Here is a 17781-nt window from a genome sequence, read left to right as displayed (position 1 = left end):
TTGCGGGAGAGGGGCCGGGGGAGAGGGCCAGCGCATCCACGAAGTCCCACTCACCAAATCGCGACATAGCTAGTCCCAACAGACGATGGCACCCCGCCCCACCGGTGCAAACATCAAGGCCAGCTACAAGACCAAGCAACAAGGAGACCGCGGTGCATCACGACAACAATCCCAAGGAACTGGCGGCACGGCTGATCGCGCGTGCCGAGCAGATGATTCCGGTGCTGGCCGGGCGCGCCGCTCAGGCCGAGGCCGAAGCGCGCATTCCCGCCGAGACCATTGCCGACATGCAGGCCGCGGGCTTCTTCAAGGTGCTGCAGCCCCGCCGCCACGGCGGCTACGAGCTCGATCCGCAGACCTTCTTCCGCATCCAGATGGCGCTGGCCAAGGGCTGCATGTCGACCGCCTGGGTCTATGGCGTGGTCGGCGTGCACAACTGGCAGCTGGCGCTGTTCGACGAGCGCGCGCAGCAGGAAGTGTGGGGCAGCAACCCTGCCACGCTGATCGCCTCGACCTATATGCCGGTGGGCAAGGTCACGCCGGTGGAAGGCGGCTATCGCTTCTCAGGCCACTGGAAGTTCTCCAGCGGCAGCGAACTGTGCGACTGGATCTTCCTGGGCGGGCTGGTGCCGCCAGCCGAGCCGGGCGGCGCCTATGACTACCGCACCTTCCTGCTGCCGCGCTCCGACTACAAGATCGTGCGCAACTGGGATGTGCTGGGCCTGCGCGCGACCGGCAGCCACGATATCGTGGTCGAAGACGTGTTCGTGCCCGATTACCGCACCCACCGCGCCGTCGATGGCGCCATGGGCACCAGCCCGGGGCTGGCGGTCACTGACGCGCCGCTGTACCGGCTGCCGTTCGCGCAGATCTTCGTGCGCGCGGTGTGCACCGCCTGCATCGGGGCGCTGGAAGGCACGCTCGATGACTTTGTCGCCTATGCCGACGGCCGCGTCAGCAGCAACGGTGGCGGCAAGACCGCGGAAGACGGCGGCGCGCAGATGGCTTGCGCCAACGCGCAGGTTGCCATCGACGAGATGCGGACCATCCTTGAGCGCAATTTCGACGAGCTGCTGGCCGTTGCGCGTGAAGGCGGCCAGGTGCAGACCCCGCGCCGCCTGCATTTCCGCTACCAGTCCGCGCAAGTGGCCGAGCGCTGTGCGCAGCTGGCCAACGGCCTGCTGCGCTATGCCGGCGGCAATGGCATCTACCGCAGCAACCCGATGGTGCGCCGTTTCCTCGACCTGCATGCGGCCCGCGCCCACTACGCCAACAACCTGGACCGCTTCGGCCAGAACCTGGGCGGCGTGATGATGGGCCGCGCCAACACTGACTTCTTCATCTGAGCCGCGCGCCGGCACGGAGACCCAATATGAGCCAGAGCAGAGCGCGCATGCAGCCCAGCGAGTTTGACGTGGTGGTGGTCGGCTCGGGCGCCGGCGGCATGCTGGCCGCCTGCCGCGCCGCGGACCGCGGACTGTCGGTGGTGGTGCTGGAAAAGAGCAGCCAGTACGGCGGCACCTCGGCGGTGTCCGGCGGCGGCATCTGGATTCCGCTCAACCACCATATCGTGCCGGCAGGCGGGCGCGACGACTACGCCACGGCGCTGGAATACATCCTGGCGTGCGCCGGCGAGCACGGCGATCCGCAGCGCGTGCGCGCCTATCTTGAGCAGGCGCCCCGCATGCTCCAGTACCTGGAGCAGCAGGCCGGCGTGCGCTACTACACGCTGCCGCGCTACGCGGACTACTTCCAGAAGGTTCCGGGCGCGATGCCGGGTTACCGCGCGCTCGACCCGATGCCGTTCGACGGCGCGCAGCTGCGCGAGGAATTCGCGCGGCTGCGGCCGCCGTCGCCAGGCACGCTGGTGGGCGGGCGCGTGGCCGTGACCTCGGCCGAGGCCCATGCGCTGCTGTGCCGCGCGCCCGGCTGGCTGGGCCTGGCGGTGCGCCAGTTTGCCCGCTACTGGCTCGACCTGGGCTGGCGCCGCAAGACCCGGCGCGACCGCCGGCTCACGCTCGGCAACAGCCTGGCCGGCGGCCTGCGGCGGGCCATGATGGACCGCGCGATCCCGCTGTGGCTTGACACCGCGCTGCAGGACCTGATTGTCGAGGACGGCACCGTCCGCGGCGTGCGCGCGGTGCAGGACGGGCGCGTGGTGGAGATCCGCGCGCTGCGCGGCGTGATCCTGGCCGCCGGTGGCTTCGAGCGCAACCAGGCCATGCGCGAACAGTACCTGCCGCAACCGACCCAGGCCGCCTGGAGCGCGACCCCGCCCAACAACACCGGCGACGGCATCCGTGCCGCCCAGGCCGCCGGCGCCGGCGTGGCGCTGATGTCCCACGTCTGGGGCGCACCCACCGTGCATGTGCGGGGCGAGGAAAAGCAGCGCGCGCTCTTTATCGAGCGCGCCATGCCCGGCTGCCTGGTGGTGAACGGGCAGGGCCGGCGCTTCGTCAACGAGGCCGCGCCGTATTCCGAGTTCGTACCCGCCATGTACCGCGACCACGAGAAGACCGGCAGCAGCGTGCCGGCGTGGATGGTGTTCGACGCCACCTTCCGCCACAAATACCCGTGCGGGCCGATCCTGCCCGGCTCGGTCATGCCGGACCGCAGCATTCCGGCGAGCCTCGCCGGCATCCTGGTGCGCGCTGACTCGCTGGCGCAGCTGGCGCAGCAGATCGGTGTCGATGCCGGCGGCCTGGCCGACAGCGTGGCCCGCATGAACCGCTACGCGTCCACCGGCGTGGACGAGGAGTTCGGCAAGGGCGACAACCTGTTCGATACCTACTACAGCGACCCGGCAGTGCAGCCCAACCCGTGCCTGGCGCCAATCGGCAAGGCGCCGTTCTACGCCGTGCGGCTCGATGCCGGCGACATCGGCACCAAGGGCGGCCTGGTGACGGACGCCAGCGCGCGCGTGCTGCGCGACGACGGCACCGCCATTGCCGGGCTGTTCGCCATCGGCAATACCAGTGCCTCGATGATGGGCACCAGCTATCCCGGCGCGGGCTCGACACTGGGCCCGGCCATGACCTTCGGCTTTATTGCTGCCGACGTGCTCTCGCAGAACGCGCGCCAGCCTGCCGCCGCGCCCCATGCTCAAACCGTACAGGAGGCCTTATGAGCGCCAACCTCGAACCCAGCACTGCGCTGCGCGAAGACATGCTGATGGCGATGCGCCGCATGGCGCGCTCGGTGGCGGTGATCAGCTGCCGCCATGGCGAGCGCCGCTATTCGATGTCCGTGACCGCGGTCGATTCGCTGTCCGCGGACCCGCCTTCGCTGCTGATCTGCATCAACCGCAATTCTTCGATCTACCCGCCGCTGGATGCCGGTGCGGACTTCTGCATCAACCTGCTGGCAGCCGACCACCGCGATATCGCGGTGGACTGCAGCGGCCGGCTCAAAGGCGAGGAACGCTTCACCAGTGGCGAGTGGGAGGATGACCTGCTCGGCGTGCCGTGCCTGCGCGACGCGCAGGCGAACCTGGTGTGCCAGCAGGATGGCCGCTTCGACTACGGCACGCACGCGGTCTTCATCGGGCGCCTGCGCGAGGTAAAGCTGGCTGGCGAGGTGTCGCCGCTGGTCTATGTCGACGGTACCTATACCACGTCCGCGCCGCTTGGCGCACTGTGTTCGGCCTAAGCCGGGAGCGCAAGCCAGCATGTACCCTCCGCCCGATTCCGCCACGCCGGTCCACGCGCCGCTGCGCCTGGACGATCCGGACGCATACCCGTGGCAGGCCGCCTGCGATGCCGTGGTGGTGGGCTTCGGCGCTGCCGGGGCCTGCGCCGCGCTCGAAGCCGCGCATGGCGGCGCGCGCGTGATCGTTGCGGAACGCTTCGAAGGCGGGGGCGCCAGCGCCAAGAGCGGCGGGGTGGTCTACGCCGGCGGCGGCACGCCCTACCAGTCCGCCGCGGGCTATGCCGATACACCGCAGGCGATGGCGGACTACCTGCGCCAGGAGACCGGCGGGGTCGTCAGCGATGCCACGCTGCAGGCGTTCTGCCAGCGCAGCCGCGAGATGATCGGCTGGCTGGAAGGCCTGGGCGTGCGCTTTGCCGCCACCGTGCCGCCGCGCAAGACCTCGTATCCGGCGCAGCCCTACTACCTCTACTACTCCGGCAACGAAGCGGTCGCCGCGTATGCGCAGCATGCCGCGCCCGCGCCGCGCGGTCACCGCGTGAAAGGCCCCGGCATGTCCGGCCGCACGCTGTACGGCGTGCTGCGCGCCGCCGTGCAGGCCCGGCCGGAGGTGACGGTAATGCGCCAGACCGCGGCACGGCGGCTGATTCTCGACCAGGATGGCGCGGTCGTCGGCATCGAGCTGTGGCAGCTGCCGCCGGGACGCCACCAGAAGCGCCACGCCCGCCTGGCGCGCCTGGCCGAGCGCCTGCACAACGCAGCGCCTGCGCTGGCCGACCTGCTGCGCGAGCGCGTGCTGCAACTGGAACTGCGCCATGCGCGCCCGGTCGCGGTGCGCACCGGCGCGGTGGTGCTGGCCACCGGGGGCTTTATCTTCAACCGCGCCATGGTCGCGCGCCACGCCGGCAAGTACCTGCAGACCTGGCGCCTTGGCGCGACCGGCTGCGACGGCAGCGGCATCCGCCTCGGCGAGTCGGCGGGCGCGGCCACGCGGCACCTGGAGCGGGTCTCGGCATGGCGCTTCATCAATCCGCCGTTCGACTGGGCGCGCGGCTGCGTGGTCGATGCGCAGGGTGCGCGCATCGGCAACGAGGAAACCTACGGCGCCACCCTTGGCCACGCCATCTGCGAACGGCACGGCGGGCGGGCCTGGCTGGTCCTGAACCGCGAACTGGCGCGCGCCGCCCTGCGCGAATGCCTGGGCGGCCGGCTGTGGGCCTTCCAGGCCTTGCCCGCGGCGCTGCTGATGCTGGCGGGGGCGCGGCGCGCCGCCAGCCTCGAAGCGCTTGCCGGCAAGCTGGGCATGCCCGGGGCTGCGCTGCGGGCGACCGTCGATGCCTATAATGCCGCGGCCCGCGGCGAGATCCCCGATCCGGCCGGCAAGTCGGCGCCGATGTGCGCGTCGCTCGAAACCGGGCCGTGGCTTGCCATCGACATCTCGGCCAACAGCCGCGTCTTTCCGTGTCCGGCCATCACGCTGGGCGGCTTGTCGGTGGAAGAGTCCAGCGGCCGTGTACTGGCTGCCGCTGGCGGGGCGCCCATTGCAGGGCTCTACGCCGTTGGCCGCACTGCCGTTGGCATCGCATCCAACCATTACGTAAGCGGCCTGTCGCTTGCCGACTGCATCTGGTCGGGGCGCAACGCGGGCCGCCACCTGACACGACAGCCTGCCGGCAACCGGCAGGCACACACCAACGAGGAGACCACCCATGAGCCAACGTACTGAAGGAAAGATCGCCATCGTCACCGGGGCCGCCAGCGGCGTCGGCAAGGAAGACGCACTGCTGCTGGCGCGCGAAGGCGCGCGCGTGGTGCTGACCGACCTCAACGAGGAAGCGGGCCATGCGCTGGCGCGCGAGATCGGCGAAACCGCGCTGTTCGTGCCGCATGACATCGCCAGCGAAGCCGGCTGGCAGCAGGTGATGGCGCGCACCGAAAAGCAATTCGGCGCGCCCAGCGTGCTGGTCAACAATGCCGCCATCCTGTTGCTGGGTTCGGTCGAGGACGCCACGCTGGAGCAATGGCAGCGCGTGATGCGCATCAATGCCGACGGCTACTTCCTTGGCTGCAAGTACGGCGTGGCCGCGATGAAGGCGGGCGGCGGCAGCATCGTCAATATGTCGTCGGTGGCGGCGCTGGGCGGCATGGGCGCGTTCTGCGCCTACAGCGCGAGCAAGGGCGCGGTGGCCGCGCTCACGCGCGCCGTAGCGGGGCACTGCAAGCAGAGCGGCTACCGGATCCGCTGCAACTCGATCCACCCGGACGGCATCCTCACGCCGATGACCGCGGCCTTCCTGCCGGGCGGTGCCACGGCCCTGCCGGAGGAGGTGGGTGGCGCCGAGCCGATGCAGCGCATGTGCCATCCGCGCGACGTGGCCAACCTGGTGCTGTTCCTGGCCTCCGACGAATCGCGCTTCATCAACGGTGCGGAACTGCGCATCGACAACGCGCAGACCATCATGGGCGTGGCCTGACCCCGCCCTCAAGCAATAGAAGGACATCATGGCGCCAGTGCAATTCCACCGGCTGCAGATTGCCGAAGTCGTCACGGAAACGGACCAGGCGCATTCGCTGGTATTCGCGCTGCCGGACGGCCTGCGCGATGCGTTTGCCTACCGTCCCGGGCAGTTCCTGACCCTGCGCGTGCCCGTGGACGGCGTGCCGCTGCAGCGCTGCTATTCGCTGTCGAGCACGCCTGAGGTGGACAACGCCTTGCGCGTGACGATCAAGCGCGTGCAGAGCGGGCGCGTGTCCAACTGGATCTGCGACCACCTGGGCGCGGGCGATACGGTCGAGGTGATGCCGCCCGCCGGCGTGTTCACCCCGCCTGCGCTGCACGGCGATTTCCTGCTGCTGGCCGGCGGCAGCGGCATCACCCCGGTGCTGTCGATCGCCAAGGCGGCGCTGCGCCACGGGCGCGGCGCGGTCACGCTGGTCTATGCCAACCGCGACGAACGCTCCATCATCTTCCGCGAGGCGCTTGCGGAACTGGCGCGCAACCACCCCGGCCGGCTGCGCGTGATCCACTGGTTGGACAGCGTGCAGGGGCCGCCGACGCAGCGCCAGATCGAGGAACTGGTGCGGCCGTGGAGCATGGCGCAATGCTTTGTGTGCGGGCCCGGCCCGTTCATGGACGGCGCCCAGGCCGCGTTGCAGGCACTGGGGGTGCCGCGCGGGCAACTGCATGTGGAGCGCTTCGTGTCCTTGCCCGATGTGCCGGCGGCCAAGGCACCGGCAAGCGGGGCCGCCAGCGCGGGAGACACCACCCCGGCATCGCACGCGCCCGCGATGCGCGGCGCCGCACTGACCGTACAGCTCGACGGCGAGACCCACCACGTCAGCGTGGCGCCGGACGAAACCGTGCTCGACGCCCTGCAACGCGCCGGCGTGGCCGCGCCCAATTCCTGCCGCGCCGGGCTGTGCGGCGCCTGCATGTGCCAGGTGACGCAGGGCGACGTGACGCTCGGCGAGAACCATGTGCTCGACCGCGCCGACCTGGAGGCGGGCTGGACCCTGGCTTGCCAGGCCCGCCCGTCCAGCGCCGAAATCCACCTGAAGTTCCCGGATTGACATGACCCCATCTGACATCATCGACGCCATTGCGGCACCAGCCGGCCTCGACCTCGACCTCGCCGCCGCCAACGACGACATTGCCGCGACCATTCCCGAGCTGGTGCGGCGCGCGGCCAGGCGCCACGGCGAGCGCATTGCCATCCAGGAAGACGGGCTGCGCCTCACCTACGCCGCGCTGGACGCGAGCCGGATACAGGCGGCCCGGGCGCTGATGGCGCTGGGCGTGGAGCCCGGCGACCGCGTTGCCGTCTGGGCGCCGAACTTCTCCGAATGGATCATCGCGGCGCTGGCCACGCACAGCATAGGCGCGGCGCTGGTGCCGCTCAACACGCGCATGAAGGGGGCCGAGGCCGGTGCCGTGCTGGCCGACAGCGGCGCGCGCCTGCTGTTCTGCGTCGACGGTTTCCTCGGCGAAAGCTATCCGCAGATGCTGGCGCCGCACCGCCCCGCCACGCTGGAGCGGCTGGTGATCCTGCGCCCCGGGCAGGGCCGGACGCCCGGCCCCGACGAGCTGGCATGGGAAGCCTTCCTCGCGCTGGCGCCACAGGCGGACATGGCGGCGTTCGCCAAGCGCGAGGAAGGCGTTCGCGGCGACACGCTGATGGACATCATGTTCACCTCGGGCACCACCGGGCGCCCCAAGGGCGTGATGACCGCCCACGCGCAGAACCTGCGCGCCGTCGACGGCTGGGCCGCCATCACCGGGGTGCGGCCGGGCGACCGCTACCTGATCGTCAATCCGTTCTTCCATACCTTCGGCTACAAGGCCGGATGGCTCGCCGCGCTGTCGCGCGGGGCCACGGTGCTGCCCCACCTGGTGTTCGACGCCGAGGCCGTGATGACGCGCGTGGAGAACGAACGCATCACGGTGCTGCCCGGGCCGCCGACGCTCTACCAGACCCTGCTCAACGCGCCGCGCCTGCGTGAGTTCGACCTGTCGTCGCTGCGCGTCGCGGTGACCGGCGCCTCGGCGATCGCGCCCGCGCTGATCCAGCGCATGCGCGACGAACTGGGCTTCGACACCATCATCACCGGCTACGGCCTGACCGAGTCGTGCGGCTTTGCCACGCTGACCCGCGCCGGCGACGACGCCGAAACCGTCGCCGCCACCTCCGGCCGCGCCATGCCGGGCATCGAGATCCGCTGCATCGACGGGCAGGGGCAGCCCGTCGCCACCGGCGAGCCGGGCGAGGTGCTGGTGCGGGGCTACAACGTGATGCAGGGCTACTTCGGCCTGCCCGAAGCCACCGCCGAAGCCATCGACAGCGAGGGCTGGCTGCATACCGGCGATGTCGGCACGCTCGATGCGCGCGGCTACCTGCGCATCACCGACCGCATCAAGGACATGTTTATCGTGGGCGGTTTCAATTGCTACCCGGCGGAGGTGGAGAAGCTGCTGGTGGCGCATCCGGCCGTGGGCCAGGTGGCGGTGGTGGGCATGCCGCACGAGCGGCTGGGCGAAGTGGGGCGTGCCTACGTGGTGCTGCGCCACGGCGCGCGCGTGGACGCCGAAACCCTGATCGCCTGGGCGCGCCGGCACATGGCCAACTACAAGGTGCCGCGCGAAGTGCTGTTCGTGACGTCGCTGCCGGTCAGCGCGGCAGGCAAGGTGCTGAAGTACCAGTTGCGCGAAGCCTGATGAAAAGGGAACCGATCATGACCGACATCGCCGCCATTGCCGACCGCGTCGCGCGGCTGGAAGCCGCGGAGGCGATCCGCGCGCTCAAGCTGCGCTACCTGCGCGCTTGCGATGACAAGGATCCCGACGCGATGCGCGCCTGCTTCGTGCGGGACAACGCGCATATCCACTATGACCGGATCGGCAGCTTTGCCGGGCGCGAGGCGCTGGTGCAGTGCTTTGCGGAGCTGGCGTGCCGGCCAACGCTGCGGGAGATGCATTTTGCGGGGCAGGGGGATATCCGTGTGCTGGATGACAACACGGCGCACGGTAGCTGGGACCTGGCTTACCTGGCGCTGGATGATGCCAGTGGTTCGCGTACCTTTCTAACGGGACGTTATGCGGATGAGTATTTGCGGATCGATGGTGCGTGGCTGATCCGTTCGACGGTGTTCACGACGGGCTTGTTGTCGCAGGGAGGGTAGGAGGCCGCGCTTGTTTGCTCCCCTCTCCCGCTTGCGGGAGAGGGGAGCGTATGCGAGCGGTGGTAGCAAGTTCCAACGCTCTCGCAGATCCAACCCTATTCCACAATCGCCGGATGCACCGGCGGGGGCCCGCCCAGTGCCTGCCGGTACGACGGCGGCTGCACCCTCTCCGCATCGACGATGCCATAGGCCAGCGCCGCCTCGGCGCCGATCAGCACCCGGCCGGACTTATCCATCAACGCGGGGTCGCGGTACAGCGCATCGATAATCCGCCCGGTGAACTCCGGCGTCTCCGCCACCGGCGCGAAGCCCGCGTACTTGTCCGGATGCTTCTCCCATACCCGCAGCGTGCGGGCAGTGCGCAGCGGCCCCATCCACAGCGACACCGCCGCGACGCCGTAGGGCCGCAGGTCGACCGCCATGTCGTGCGCGAACTTGTCGATGCCCGCCTTCTGCGCGCCATAGGCCGGACCGTGCATATAGCAGTTGGCGCCAAATGACGAGGTGAACACGATCAGCCCGCGGCCCTGCGCGGCCATGATGGGCGCGGCATGCCAGCTGGCCACGTAACCGGAGCGCAGGCCCACGTCGAGGATGCCGGCCATCTCCAGCGGCTTCTGCCAGAACGGCCCCGGCATGATGAGCTCGTCGTGCAGGAAGGTCGCATTGTTGACCAGGATGTCGATCCGACCGGATTCCTCGCGCACACGCCCGAACAGGCGTGCCACCTGCGCATCGTCGCGGTGGTCGCACGCGAGCGCGATGCCGCGCCCGCCCAGCGCATCGATCTCGCGCGCCGTGGCGTGGATGGTGCCGGGCAGCGGCGCGCTGCCTTCCTGCTCCGTGCGTCCGGTCACGTACACCGTAGCGCCTGCCGCGCCGAGCGCCAGCGCGATGCCCTTGCCGGCACCGCGCGAGCCGCCCGTGACGACGGCGACGATGGCCTGTTCCGCCTGCTTCATGTGTGTCTCCTGTGTCAGTGATGTCATCGAAGCTTGGGGCGGGCGCGGCGTCGTTACATCCTTCGTTCGGACTACGCGGTACCCGGTCCGGATACTCCATGCGGACGATGGCCCCCGGCGCGGCAAGGCCGACGATAGTCCCCATCCCAACGACTGCCTGCGCTGCATATCGCGGCGCTGGCGGTCACAACAAGGAGTGAGACTGGCCATGTCTGAACTGGAGTGCAAGGAAGCCATCCATGCCTTGACCTGCCGCTATGCGCAGGCGGTGGACCGGCGCGATTTTCCGAAACTGGCAGCGCTGTTCACGGCGGATGCATGGCTGAGCGGGCCGGGCTTCCGCATGGACGGAGCGCAGGCGATTGCTGACGGCATGGCATCGCTCGGCCAGTACAGCGCCACGCAGCATCACGTGCACCAGCAACTGGTCGAAGTCGATGGCGATACCGCGACCGGCGAGACCTATTGCGTGGCCAACCACCTGTACGAGCAGGACGGCGTGCCGCGCAAGCTGGACTGGGGCATCCGCTACCAGGACCGCTTCGTGCGGCGCGACGGCCAGTGGCGCATTGCCGCGCGCGAGCTGGTGGTGGACTGGACGCAGGACCTGCCGCTGCGGGGGGCATGATGACGACGACTCGTGTACTGGAAGGCAAGACGGCCCTCGTCACCGGCGGCGCCGGCGGCATCGGCGCGGCCAGCGCGCTGGCGCTGCTGCGCGACGGCGCGGCGGTGGTCCTCATGGGGCGGCGGCGCGAAGCGCTGGAAGCGGCACGGCGCAGCCTGTGCGCGCAGGTGGCCGGCGCCACGGTGGCAATCAGCGTCGGCGACGCTTGCCGCGAGGATGACGTGCAGGCCGCGCTGCAGCAGGCCTGGGCGCTGGAGCGCCGCCTCGATATCGTGGTCGCGACCGTTGGCGGCGGCGGTTTCCGTCCGCTGCTGATGCATGACGCCGCCTCGCTGATGGCGGAACTGGAGCTGAACATCGCCAGCGCATTCCTGGCGGTGCGCCACGCGTCGCCGCTGATGGCACCGCGTGGCGGCGCGATCGTCTGTATCTCGTCGAACGCGGCGCGTATGACCTGCCGCTGGCTGTCGGCATACTGCGCCGCCAAGGCGGGGCTGGAAGCGTTCGTGCGCGCCGCGGCCGAGGAGCTGGCGGGATGCGGCATCCGCGTCAATGCGGTGCGGCCGGGGCTCACCCGCTCCGGCGCGACCGGGCCGATGTTCGACAACCCGGCCATGCTCGACAAGTTCGTCGCGCAGATGCCGCTGGGCCGCGCCGGCGAACCGGACGACATTGCCAGCGCGGTGCGCTACCTGGCGGGACCGGAATCGGGCTGGGTGACCGGACAGAGCATCGCCGTGGACGGCGGCAGCGAGCTGCGCGGCAATCCCATCCTCGATGAAACCGTGGCTGCGGTGTATGGCGAAGCCGCGCTGCAGGCCGTGCTGGCCGGCAGGATTCCCGAAGCCGGCTGAAGCCGGCAACCCAAGGAGAGAAGCAATGCATCAAGTCAGGGACAAGGTTGCGCTGGTGACCGGCGCGGCCAGCGGGGTCGGACGCGCCGACGCGCTGCTGCTGGCGGCCGAAGGCGCGCGCGTGGTCATCAGCGATGTCAACCAGGAGGCCGGGCAGGCACTGGCCCGCGAGATCGGGGATGCGGCCATGTTCGTGCGCCACGATATTGCCAGCGAGGAGGACTGGCGCAAAGCCATGGCCGCCACACAGGACCGCTTCGGCCGGCTCGACGTGCTGGTCAATAATGCGGCCATCTGTCCGCTCGGGTCAATCGAGGAAACCTCGCTCGACAGCTGGCGGCAGGTCATGCGCGTCAATGCCGACGGCTATTTCCTGGGCTGCAGGTTCGGTGTGCAGGCAATGAAGGGCAACCCCGCCGGGGGCTCCATCGTGGTGATGTCGTCGGTGGCGGCGCTGGGCGGGCTGCCGATGATGTGCGCGTACAGCGGCGCCAAGGGCGCCGTTACCGCGCTGACGCGCAGCGTGGCCGTGCACTGCAAGCAAAGCGGCTACCGGATCCGCTGCAACTCGATCCATCCCGATGGCGTCTGGACGCCGATGACGCAGGCGCTGGTGCCGGACCTGGATCCGGCCACGCTCGGTATCGGCACGGACCCGATGGCACGCATGTGCCAGCCGGAGGATGTGGCCAACCTGGTCCTGTTCCTGGCTTCGGACGCGTCGCGCTTTATCAATGGCGCCGAATTGCGCATCGATAACGCGCAGTTGATCTCGGGGCTATAAAGCCTGTAAGGCCGGCTGCGGCGGCCTGCTTGCGCGGGCCGCCGCAGCGTACGGCTAGCTGTACTGCGTCACGATCTCGCCGACCGTGCGCAGGATGTCGCGGCGGCGATAGCCGAGCAGGGCGGCCTCGGCCGCGTCCGGCTCATAGTAGAGGGTGTTGCCCCGGCCGAAGCAGATGGCCGAGTCCGGCAGCAACGGATGCTCCTGGTCGATGACAGGCGGCACCGGGCGGCCCGCGTCGCGGAAGAAGGCACCGAAATAGTCCTGGAACGACAGGTTCTCGTCCCCTACCAGGTAAGCCTTGCCGTTTTCACCGCGCAACAGGGCGCCTTCGATCGCTTCCGAGAGCGAAGTGGCCGAGATGAAATTGACGCCGCCGGGCGGCGCGAAATCCGGCATCGGCGCAAAGTTGCCGCGGGCGTAGTCGGTATAGGCCTTGAACATCGGGACCATCAGGCCCGGCACCGTGCCCACGACGAACGGCGCGTTCACGCTGCTCACGCGGAAGGCATCGGTGGCCAGCGCGCGCACGGCTTCGTCGGCCAGCTTGCGCGAGCGGATATAGGCGTTGTCCTCGGCCAGCTGCGGCTGCGCCTGCGGGTAGAAGCTGCCGACGTGGACGGCGACCCGGATCCCGGCATCGCGCGCCGCGCGCAGGAAACGCGGCACGCCCTCGATGTTGGCGCGCTCCCAGTGCGCGGCTTCGTCGCCGCCGGGCGGCACGTGACGCACATCGTTGCCGGCAGCGAAGACCAGCGCGTCGAAGGCGCCGAGCTGCGCGGCCGGCACGTCGTTGGCGATGTAGTCGCAGCGCAGGAAGTCCAGCCCGCCCAGCGCCGTGCCAGGCGCGGGGCGGTTGCGCCCCGCGATGGTGACCTCGTGCCCGCGGCTGCGCAGGTGCAGGGCCGCGTGGCCCCCGATCATGCCGGTGCCGCCGACGATCAGTATCTTCATGCTTGTCTCCTTGGTGGGGTGGTGTGGCCGCGGTGCGCGGCCATCAGAGGTTCATGCCGTTGCCGCCGATGACCGGCATGTTGGTCCACGCGCCCTTGGGGTCGCGATACCAGCCGGCCGCGGCCAGGGCGCCGCCATTGACATGCAGCGCCGTGCCGGTGATCCAGGCCGCGCGCGGGCTGGCCAGGAACAGGATGCCGTCGGCAATGTCGCGCGGCGTACCGAAGCGGCCCAGCGGAATCCAGCGCGGGATATGGTGCTGGTGTTCCGCCGCGACCATCTGCGATACCGGAACCTGCGGCGTTTCGGTGGTCTCGGGGGCGATCAGGTTGACGCGGATGCCCGCCGGGGCCAGCTCCAGCGCCAGGCTCTGCGTGAAGCCGGTGATGGCGGCCTTGAAGGCGCCGTAGACGCTGCAGTACGGAATGCCGCGGAAGCCCTCGATCGACGACACCGTGACGATGCTGCCGGCGGCACTGCGCCGCAGCAGCGGCAGCATGGCGCGCGTGACGGTGAAGACGTGGCCCAGGTTGGCGGCGTAGAGGCTGGTGATCTCGTCGTCGGCATAGTGCTCGAACGGCTTGGCGATGCGCAGGAAATCGCCGACGTTGTTGACCAGTACGTCCAGCACGCCGAAGCGCTGTTCGACATGCGCAGCCAGTTCGCGCACGGTGCCGGCATCGGTGGCATCGCCCTGTACCACCAGCACTTCCGTGCCGGGCTTGTTCAGCAACTCCCGGGCTTGCCCGGCGCGCTGTGCGTCGATCTCGATCAGCGCCACGCGCGCACCCTGTTCCAGGAAGGCTTGCGCGGTGGCGAGCCCGATGCCGGCGCCGCCGCCGGTGACCAGCACGGTCTTGTCGGTGAAATCCATCTGAGTCGTTCTCCTTCGGTTGCACTGTGGTGTGCGGCCATTTGATCGGCGGCAGGCGGGACCGGCATCGTCCGATTGCAGGTCAGGGAAAACACTGAGATGGCGCAAACCAGTGCGAACACGAGCGCCGCGCGCCGGACATCGGCAGGCAGCCTCCCTATAATCTGCGCTGCCCAGGTGCCGCAGAGCACCGGTCAGTCCACGCATGGGGTGTGGAAACAGGAGACAGACAATGTTGATGGCGACCGTTGAGGCGCAAGGGGTAGCGTCGCCCTGGTTTGCGCAGTCCGGACTGAGCCTGCCGCAATTTAGCGCGCTGCTGGCGGCGGTCTACGAAGGGCCGATGGAACCCGTGCCCTGGGGCCGCGCGCTGGAAATGCTGCGCAAGCAACTTGGTGCCAGCTATGTGAGCTTTATCCTGCGCTCGCCCGCGAGCGACCGCAGTGGCATCGCGGTGCATGCGTCGCAGGACGGCACTTCGCTGGAGGCCGAGGCGTCGTACAACACCTACTACTACGCCATCGATCCCTTTATCAACCTGCCCACCGACCGGGCCGTGACGGTCGACGAAGCAATGGGCGCCGGCAACTGGTGCCGCAGCGAGATCTACCGGCAGTTCCTGCAGCCGCTTGGCGTGCGTTACCTGCTGGGCGCTGACATCCGCACCGAAGACGGGGTCGAGTGCCGGCTGCGCGTCTGCCGCCAGCACGACGCGCAGGACTTCTCCGAGGTGGACAAGGCGGCGTGCGCCACCATCCTGCCGCACCTGAGGCGCGCGGTCCGGCTGCATTCCAGGCTGGATGTGGTCGAATCGGAGCGCAGCCTCTATGCGGGCGCGATCGACCGGATGCTGGTGGGCATGGTCATCCTCGACGCAGCCGGCGCAATCCTGAAGAAGAATGCGGAAGCCGACGAGATCCTGGCGGAGAACGACGGCATCCGCCTCAATGGCGGCAACTTCGAGATCGCCTACGCACAGGAAAGCCGCAAGTTCCAGTACCTGCTGCGCCGCGCCCAGATGGGGCACCACGGCAGCGCGCCGGCGCTGGCCGAAGCCATGTCGATCACCCGCCCCTCGGGGCGCGGCAAGCTCGGCGTGCTGATTCGCACCATTCCGCTCAGCGAATGGTCCGAAGACCACCGCCATCGCCCGGCCTGCGCGGTCTTTATCCGCGATCCCGAGCGCAAGTCGCGCGCCTCGCACGAGGTGGTGCGCAAGCTGTTCGACCTCACGCCCGCTGAAACCGCGCTGGCGCTGGTGCTTGCCGACGGCATGACGCTTGACGAAGCCGCCGAGGCGCTGGGCACCAGCAAGAACACGGCGCGTGCCCACCTGCGCGCGATCTTCTCCAAGACCGGGGTCACGCGGCAGGCCACGCTGGTGCGCATGCTGCTGAGCAGTGTGGTGACGCTCGGCTGAGCGCCAGGGCGTCATCCACGCACGCGTGTTCCAGCACACGCGTAACTCCCTTATGGCCCGATGATCGGTCCTCCTAGTCCGAATGGAGGATGAGACCCGCCATCCGCGCCCCTAGCATGCATCCGACAAGCGGGCGCGGCACACGGATGGCACCTCAGACGGACGCAGCGACGCGTGCTGTCCGCGCCCGGTCCTGTTCCGCGCACGCATCAACCTGTCCGGCCCCGGCCGGCACCTGTACCAGGGAGCGTGGAGCATGGAAAAAGTCATCTATATCGTCTGGCGCGATTCTCAGACCGAGCCGGGGGAGTTCGCGCGCCGGCTGCGCACGACGCTTGCGGACAAGCTATTGGCGCTGGGCGCTCGCGGACTGCAGGTGAACGTGGCGGATGACGCGGTGTTGCCAGCCGCGGGCCTGCGCCAGGCGAATACCCGCCCGCAGATGGATGGGCTGGTCTCGGTCTGGATGGACAGCGCCATCGACCGCCTGCGGCAGCCGTTCGACCAGGCGATCGAGCCCGCCGTGGGCCGCATGGCCGGCTACCTTGTGACGGAGTCCCAGCCCATCCGCAATACTCGTTTCCCGGCCGCTCCGGGCGAACGCACGCCCGGCTTCGCGCAGCTTGCCTTCCTTACCCGGCCGCCCCGGCTTACGCCGCAGGCCTGGCTGGACATCTGGCACAGCCACCACACGCCGGTGGCGGTCGAGACCCAGGACAACTTCCTCTACGTGCAGAACTTGGTGGTGCGGCCGCTCACCTACGCCGCGCCGCACTACGACGCCATTGTCGAAGAGGGCTTTCCCGATGCGGCGATGACCGACCCGCAGGCGTTCTTCGACGCGGCCGGCGACGAAGACAAGTTCCAGCGCAACCTGCAGGCCATGATGGAAAGCTGCCAGCGCTTCATCGACTTCGACAAGATCGACGTGATTCCCACCAGCCAGTACCTCGTGCGCCCGGCAGCGGCCTGACGCCCGCGCCGGACCGGCTAGTCCCACTGGACGATGTGCCGGGCTGCAGCGCACGGAAGAATGGTCCCATCAGCCAGCAGTGGCAACGAACCTGAGGAGACCGGCATGTTGGATATCCGTGCGCTTGGCTACATCGTGGTCGAGTCCACCGACCTGGGGCAATGGCGGCATTATGCCGAACAGGTGCTGGGCATGGCCTGTTCCGGCGCCCCCGGCGGTGCGCTGTACGTAAAGATGGATGAGCGCGACTACCGCTACCTGGTGGTGCCGGGCGCGCGCGACTGCTACCTGGCATCGGGCTGGGAGCTGGCCGACGAGCCGGCCTACCGCCATGCGCTCGACACGCTGCGCCAGGCCAAGGTGGAGGTCGTGCACGCCAGCGCCGCGGAACTGGCACAGCGCCGCGTGCAGGCCATGGCCTGGTTTGCCGATCCCTCGGGCAACCGCCATGAGATCTCCTGGGGCATGCGCTCGGACTTCCTGCGCTTTATCTCGCCGGTGGGCGTGCCGCGCTTCATCACGGACCCGATGGGGGCGGGCCATGCGGTCCTGCCCGCGCCGGCCTTCGACGAGACCTATGCCTTCCTGTGCGAGGTGATGGGTTTCGGCCTGTCCGACATCTTCCGCGTGCGCTTTACCAACGACCCGGCCGAACCGGAAAAGCGCATCCACTTCCTGCATTGCGGCAACGCCCGCCACCACAGCCTGGCGATCTTCGAGATGCCGTCGGAAGCCGGCTGCATCCACTTGATGGCCGAGGTCCCGGACATGGCCGAGGTGGGCCGCGCGCTGGACCGCGTGCAGCAGCACGGCGTGAAGCTCTCCGCCACGCTGGGCCAGCACTGCAATGACCGCATGACTTCCTTCTACATGAAGACCCCCGGCGGCTTCGACCTCGAGTTCGGCCACGGCGGCCTGGAGGTGGACTGGAGCCACCACGCCGCCTACGAGGCCACGCGCGTCAGCCTGTGGGGACACGACTTCAGCATCGGATACCGCTAAACACAC

Annotated in this window: 17 protein-coding genes; 14 read left to right on the top strand and 3 right to left on the bottom strand. The window is 69.2% G+C overall.

Translation table 11 applies throughout. The features are described 5' to 3' along the window. Positions 1-152: 152 nt before the first annotated feature. The 8 genes from AC07UK_RS10385 to AC07UK_RS10350 are packed head-to-tail and all read left to right on the top strand — an operon-like array spanning position 153 to position 9324. On the top strand, positions 153-1346 hold the full coding sequence (locus AC07UK_RS10385) for an acyl-CoA dehydrogenase family protein (protein WP_436223980.1): 1194 nt from the start codon (positions 153-155) through the stop codon (positions 1344-1346). 26 nt (positions 1347-1372) lie between these two features. Further along, on the top strand, positions 1373-3127 hold the full coding sequence (locus AC07UK_RS10380; RefSeq protein WP_436223979.1) for an FAD-dependent oxidoreductase: 1755 nt from the start codon (positions 1373-1375) through the stop codon (positions 3125-3127). Continuing rightward, positions 3124-3648, top strand: coding sequence for a flavin reductase family protein (locus AC07UK_RS10375; protein ID WP_436223978.1), 525 nt, complete (start codon positions 3124-3126; stop codon positions 3646-3648). The genes AC07UK_RS10380 and AC07UK_RS10375 overlap by 4 nt, the downstream gene beginning before the upstream one ends. 19 nt (positions 3649-3667) lie before the next feature. Next, complete coding sequence (locus tag AC07UK_RS10370) at positions 3668-5374, top strand: FAD-binding protein (RefSeq protein ID WP_436223977.1); 1707 nt, start codon at positions 3668-3670, stop codon at positions 5372-5374. Continuing rightward, positions 5358-6122 carry an SDR family oxidoreductase gene (locus AC07UK_RS10365; protein ID WP_010813994.1) on the top strand — a complete coding sequence of 255 codons (765 nt, stop codon included), beginning with the start codon at positions 5358-5360 and terminating at the stop codon, positions 6120-6122. The genes AC07UK_RS10370 and AC07UK_RS10365 overlap by 17 nt, the downstream gene beginning before the upstream one ends. Positions 6123-6150: 28 nt before the next feature. Then, positions 6151-7218: a 2Fe-2S iron-sulfur cluster-binding protein gene (locus AC07UK_RS10360; protein ID WP_494685654.1), complete on the top strand. Its 1068-nt coding sequence runs from the start codon at positions 6151-6153 to the stop codon at positions 7216-7218. Position 7219: 1 nt separating this feature from the next. After that, positions 7220-8860, top strand: a complete 1641-nt coding sequence (locus AC07UK_RS10355) for a FadD3 family acyl-CoA ligase (protein ID WP_436223975.1) — start codon at positions 7220-7222, stop codon at positions 8858-8860. Continuing rightward, the gene (locus AC07UK_RS10350; protein WP_436223974.1) at positions 8860-9324 is read left to right on the top strand and encodes a nuclear transport factor 2 family protein; all 465 of its coding nucleotides are present in this window, start codon (positions 8860-8862) and stop codon (positions 9322-9324) included. Before AC07UK_RS10355 ends, AC07UK_RS10350 begins: the two co-directional genes overlap by 1 nt. Before the next feature lie 95 nt (positions 9325-9419). On the opposite strand, the gene AC07UK_RS10345 is transcribed toward AC07UK_RS10350, so the two are convergent. Continuing rightward, positions 9420-10286, bottom strand: coding sequence for an SDR family NAD(P)-dependent oxidoreductase (locus AC07UK_RS10345; RefSeq protein WP_436223973.1), 867 nt, complete (start codon positions 10284-10286; stop codon positions 9420-9422). Positions 10287-10494: 208 nt separating this feature from the next. Between AC07UK_RS10345 and AC07UK_RS10340 the strand changes: the two genes are divergently transcribed. Genes AC07UK_RS10340 through AC07UK_RS10330 form a run of 3 tightly spaced genes read left to right on the top strand, consistent with a single transcriptional unit; the run spans position 10495 to position 12552 of the window. Then, positions 10495-10914: a nuclear transport factor 2 family protein gene (locus AC07UK_RS10340; protein ID WP_058697823.1), complete on the top strand. Its 420-nt coding sequence runs from the start codon at positions 10495-10497 to the stop codon at positions 10912-10914. Then, on the top strand, positions 10911-11768 hold the full coding sequence (locus AC07UK_RS10335) for an SDR family NAD(P)-dependent oxidoreductase (RefSeq protein ID WP_436223972.1): 858 nt from the start codon (positions 10911-10913) through the stop codon (positions 11766-11768). The genes AC07UK_RS10340 and AC07UK_RS10335 overlap by 4 nt, the downstream gene beginning before the upstream one ends. Before the next feature lie 25 nt (positions 11769-11793). Continuing rightward, positions 11794-12552, top strand: coding sequence for an SDR family oxidoreductase (locus AC07UK_RS10330; protein ID WP_436223971.1), 759 nt, complete (start codon positions 11794-11796; stop codon positions 12550-12552). 54 nt (positions 12553-12606) lie between these two features. Here AC07UK_RS10330 and AC07UK_RS10325 read toward each other — a convergent pair whose 3' ends face one another. Together AC07UK_RS10325 and AC07UK_RS10320 are read right to left on the bottom strand one after the other, a co-directional pair. After that, positions 12607-13506 carry an NAD-dependent epimerase/dehydratase family protein gene (locus tag AC07UK_RS10325; RefSeq protein WP_436223970.1) on the bottom strand — a complete coding sequence of 300 codons (900 nt, stop codon included), beginning with the start codon at positions 13504-13506 and terminating at the stop codon, positions 12607-12609. 43 nt (positions 13507-13549) lie between these two features. Beyond that, a complete protein-coding gene (locus tag AC07UK_RS10320) occupies positions 13550-14380 on the bottom strand; it encodes an SDR family NAD(P)-dependent oxidoreductase (protein ID WP_436223969.1) in 831 nt (276 codons plus the stop codon). Positions 14381-14612: 232 nt separating this feature from the next. Between AC07UK_RS10320 and AC07UK_RS10315 the strand changes: the two genes are divergently transcribed. The 3 genes from AC07UK_RS10315 to AC07UK_RS10305 all read left to right on the top strand — a co-directional run bounded on the left by AC07UK_RS10315 (position 14613) and on the right by AC07UK_RS10305 (position 17775). Then, the gene (locus tag AC07UK_RS10315) at positions 14613-15800 is read left to right on the top strand and encodes a helix-turn-helix transcriptional regulator (RefSeq protein WP_436223968.1); all 1188 of its coding nucleotides are present in this window, start codon (positions 14613-14615) and stop codon (positions 15798-15800) included. Positions 15801-16056: 256 nt separating this feature from the next. Then, on the top strand, positions 16057-16773 hold the full coding sequence (locus AC07UK_RS10310; RefSeq protein ID WP_436223967.1) for an EthD domain-containing protein: 717 nt from the start codon (positions 16057-16059) through the stop codon (positions 16771-16773). 105 nt (positions 16774-16878) lie between these two features. After that, entirely contained in the window at positions 16879-17775 is an 897-nt protein-coding gene (locus AC07UK_RS10305; RefSeq protein ID WP_494685653.1) for a VOC family protein, read from the top strand. Positions 17776-17781 lie beyond the last annotated feature (6 nt).

The organism is Cupriavidus sp. GW821-FHT07C08 (assembly GCF_059419025.1).
Note: the sequence above shows the minus strand (reverse complement) of the source record. Positions and strands in the feature narration are given on the sequence as shown.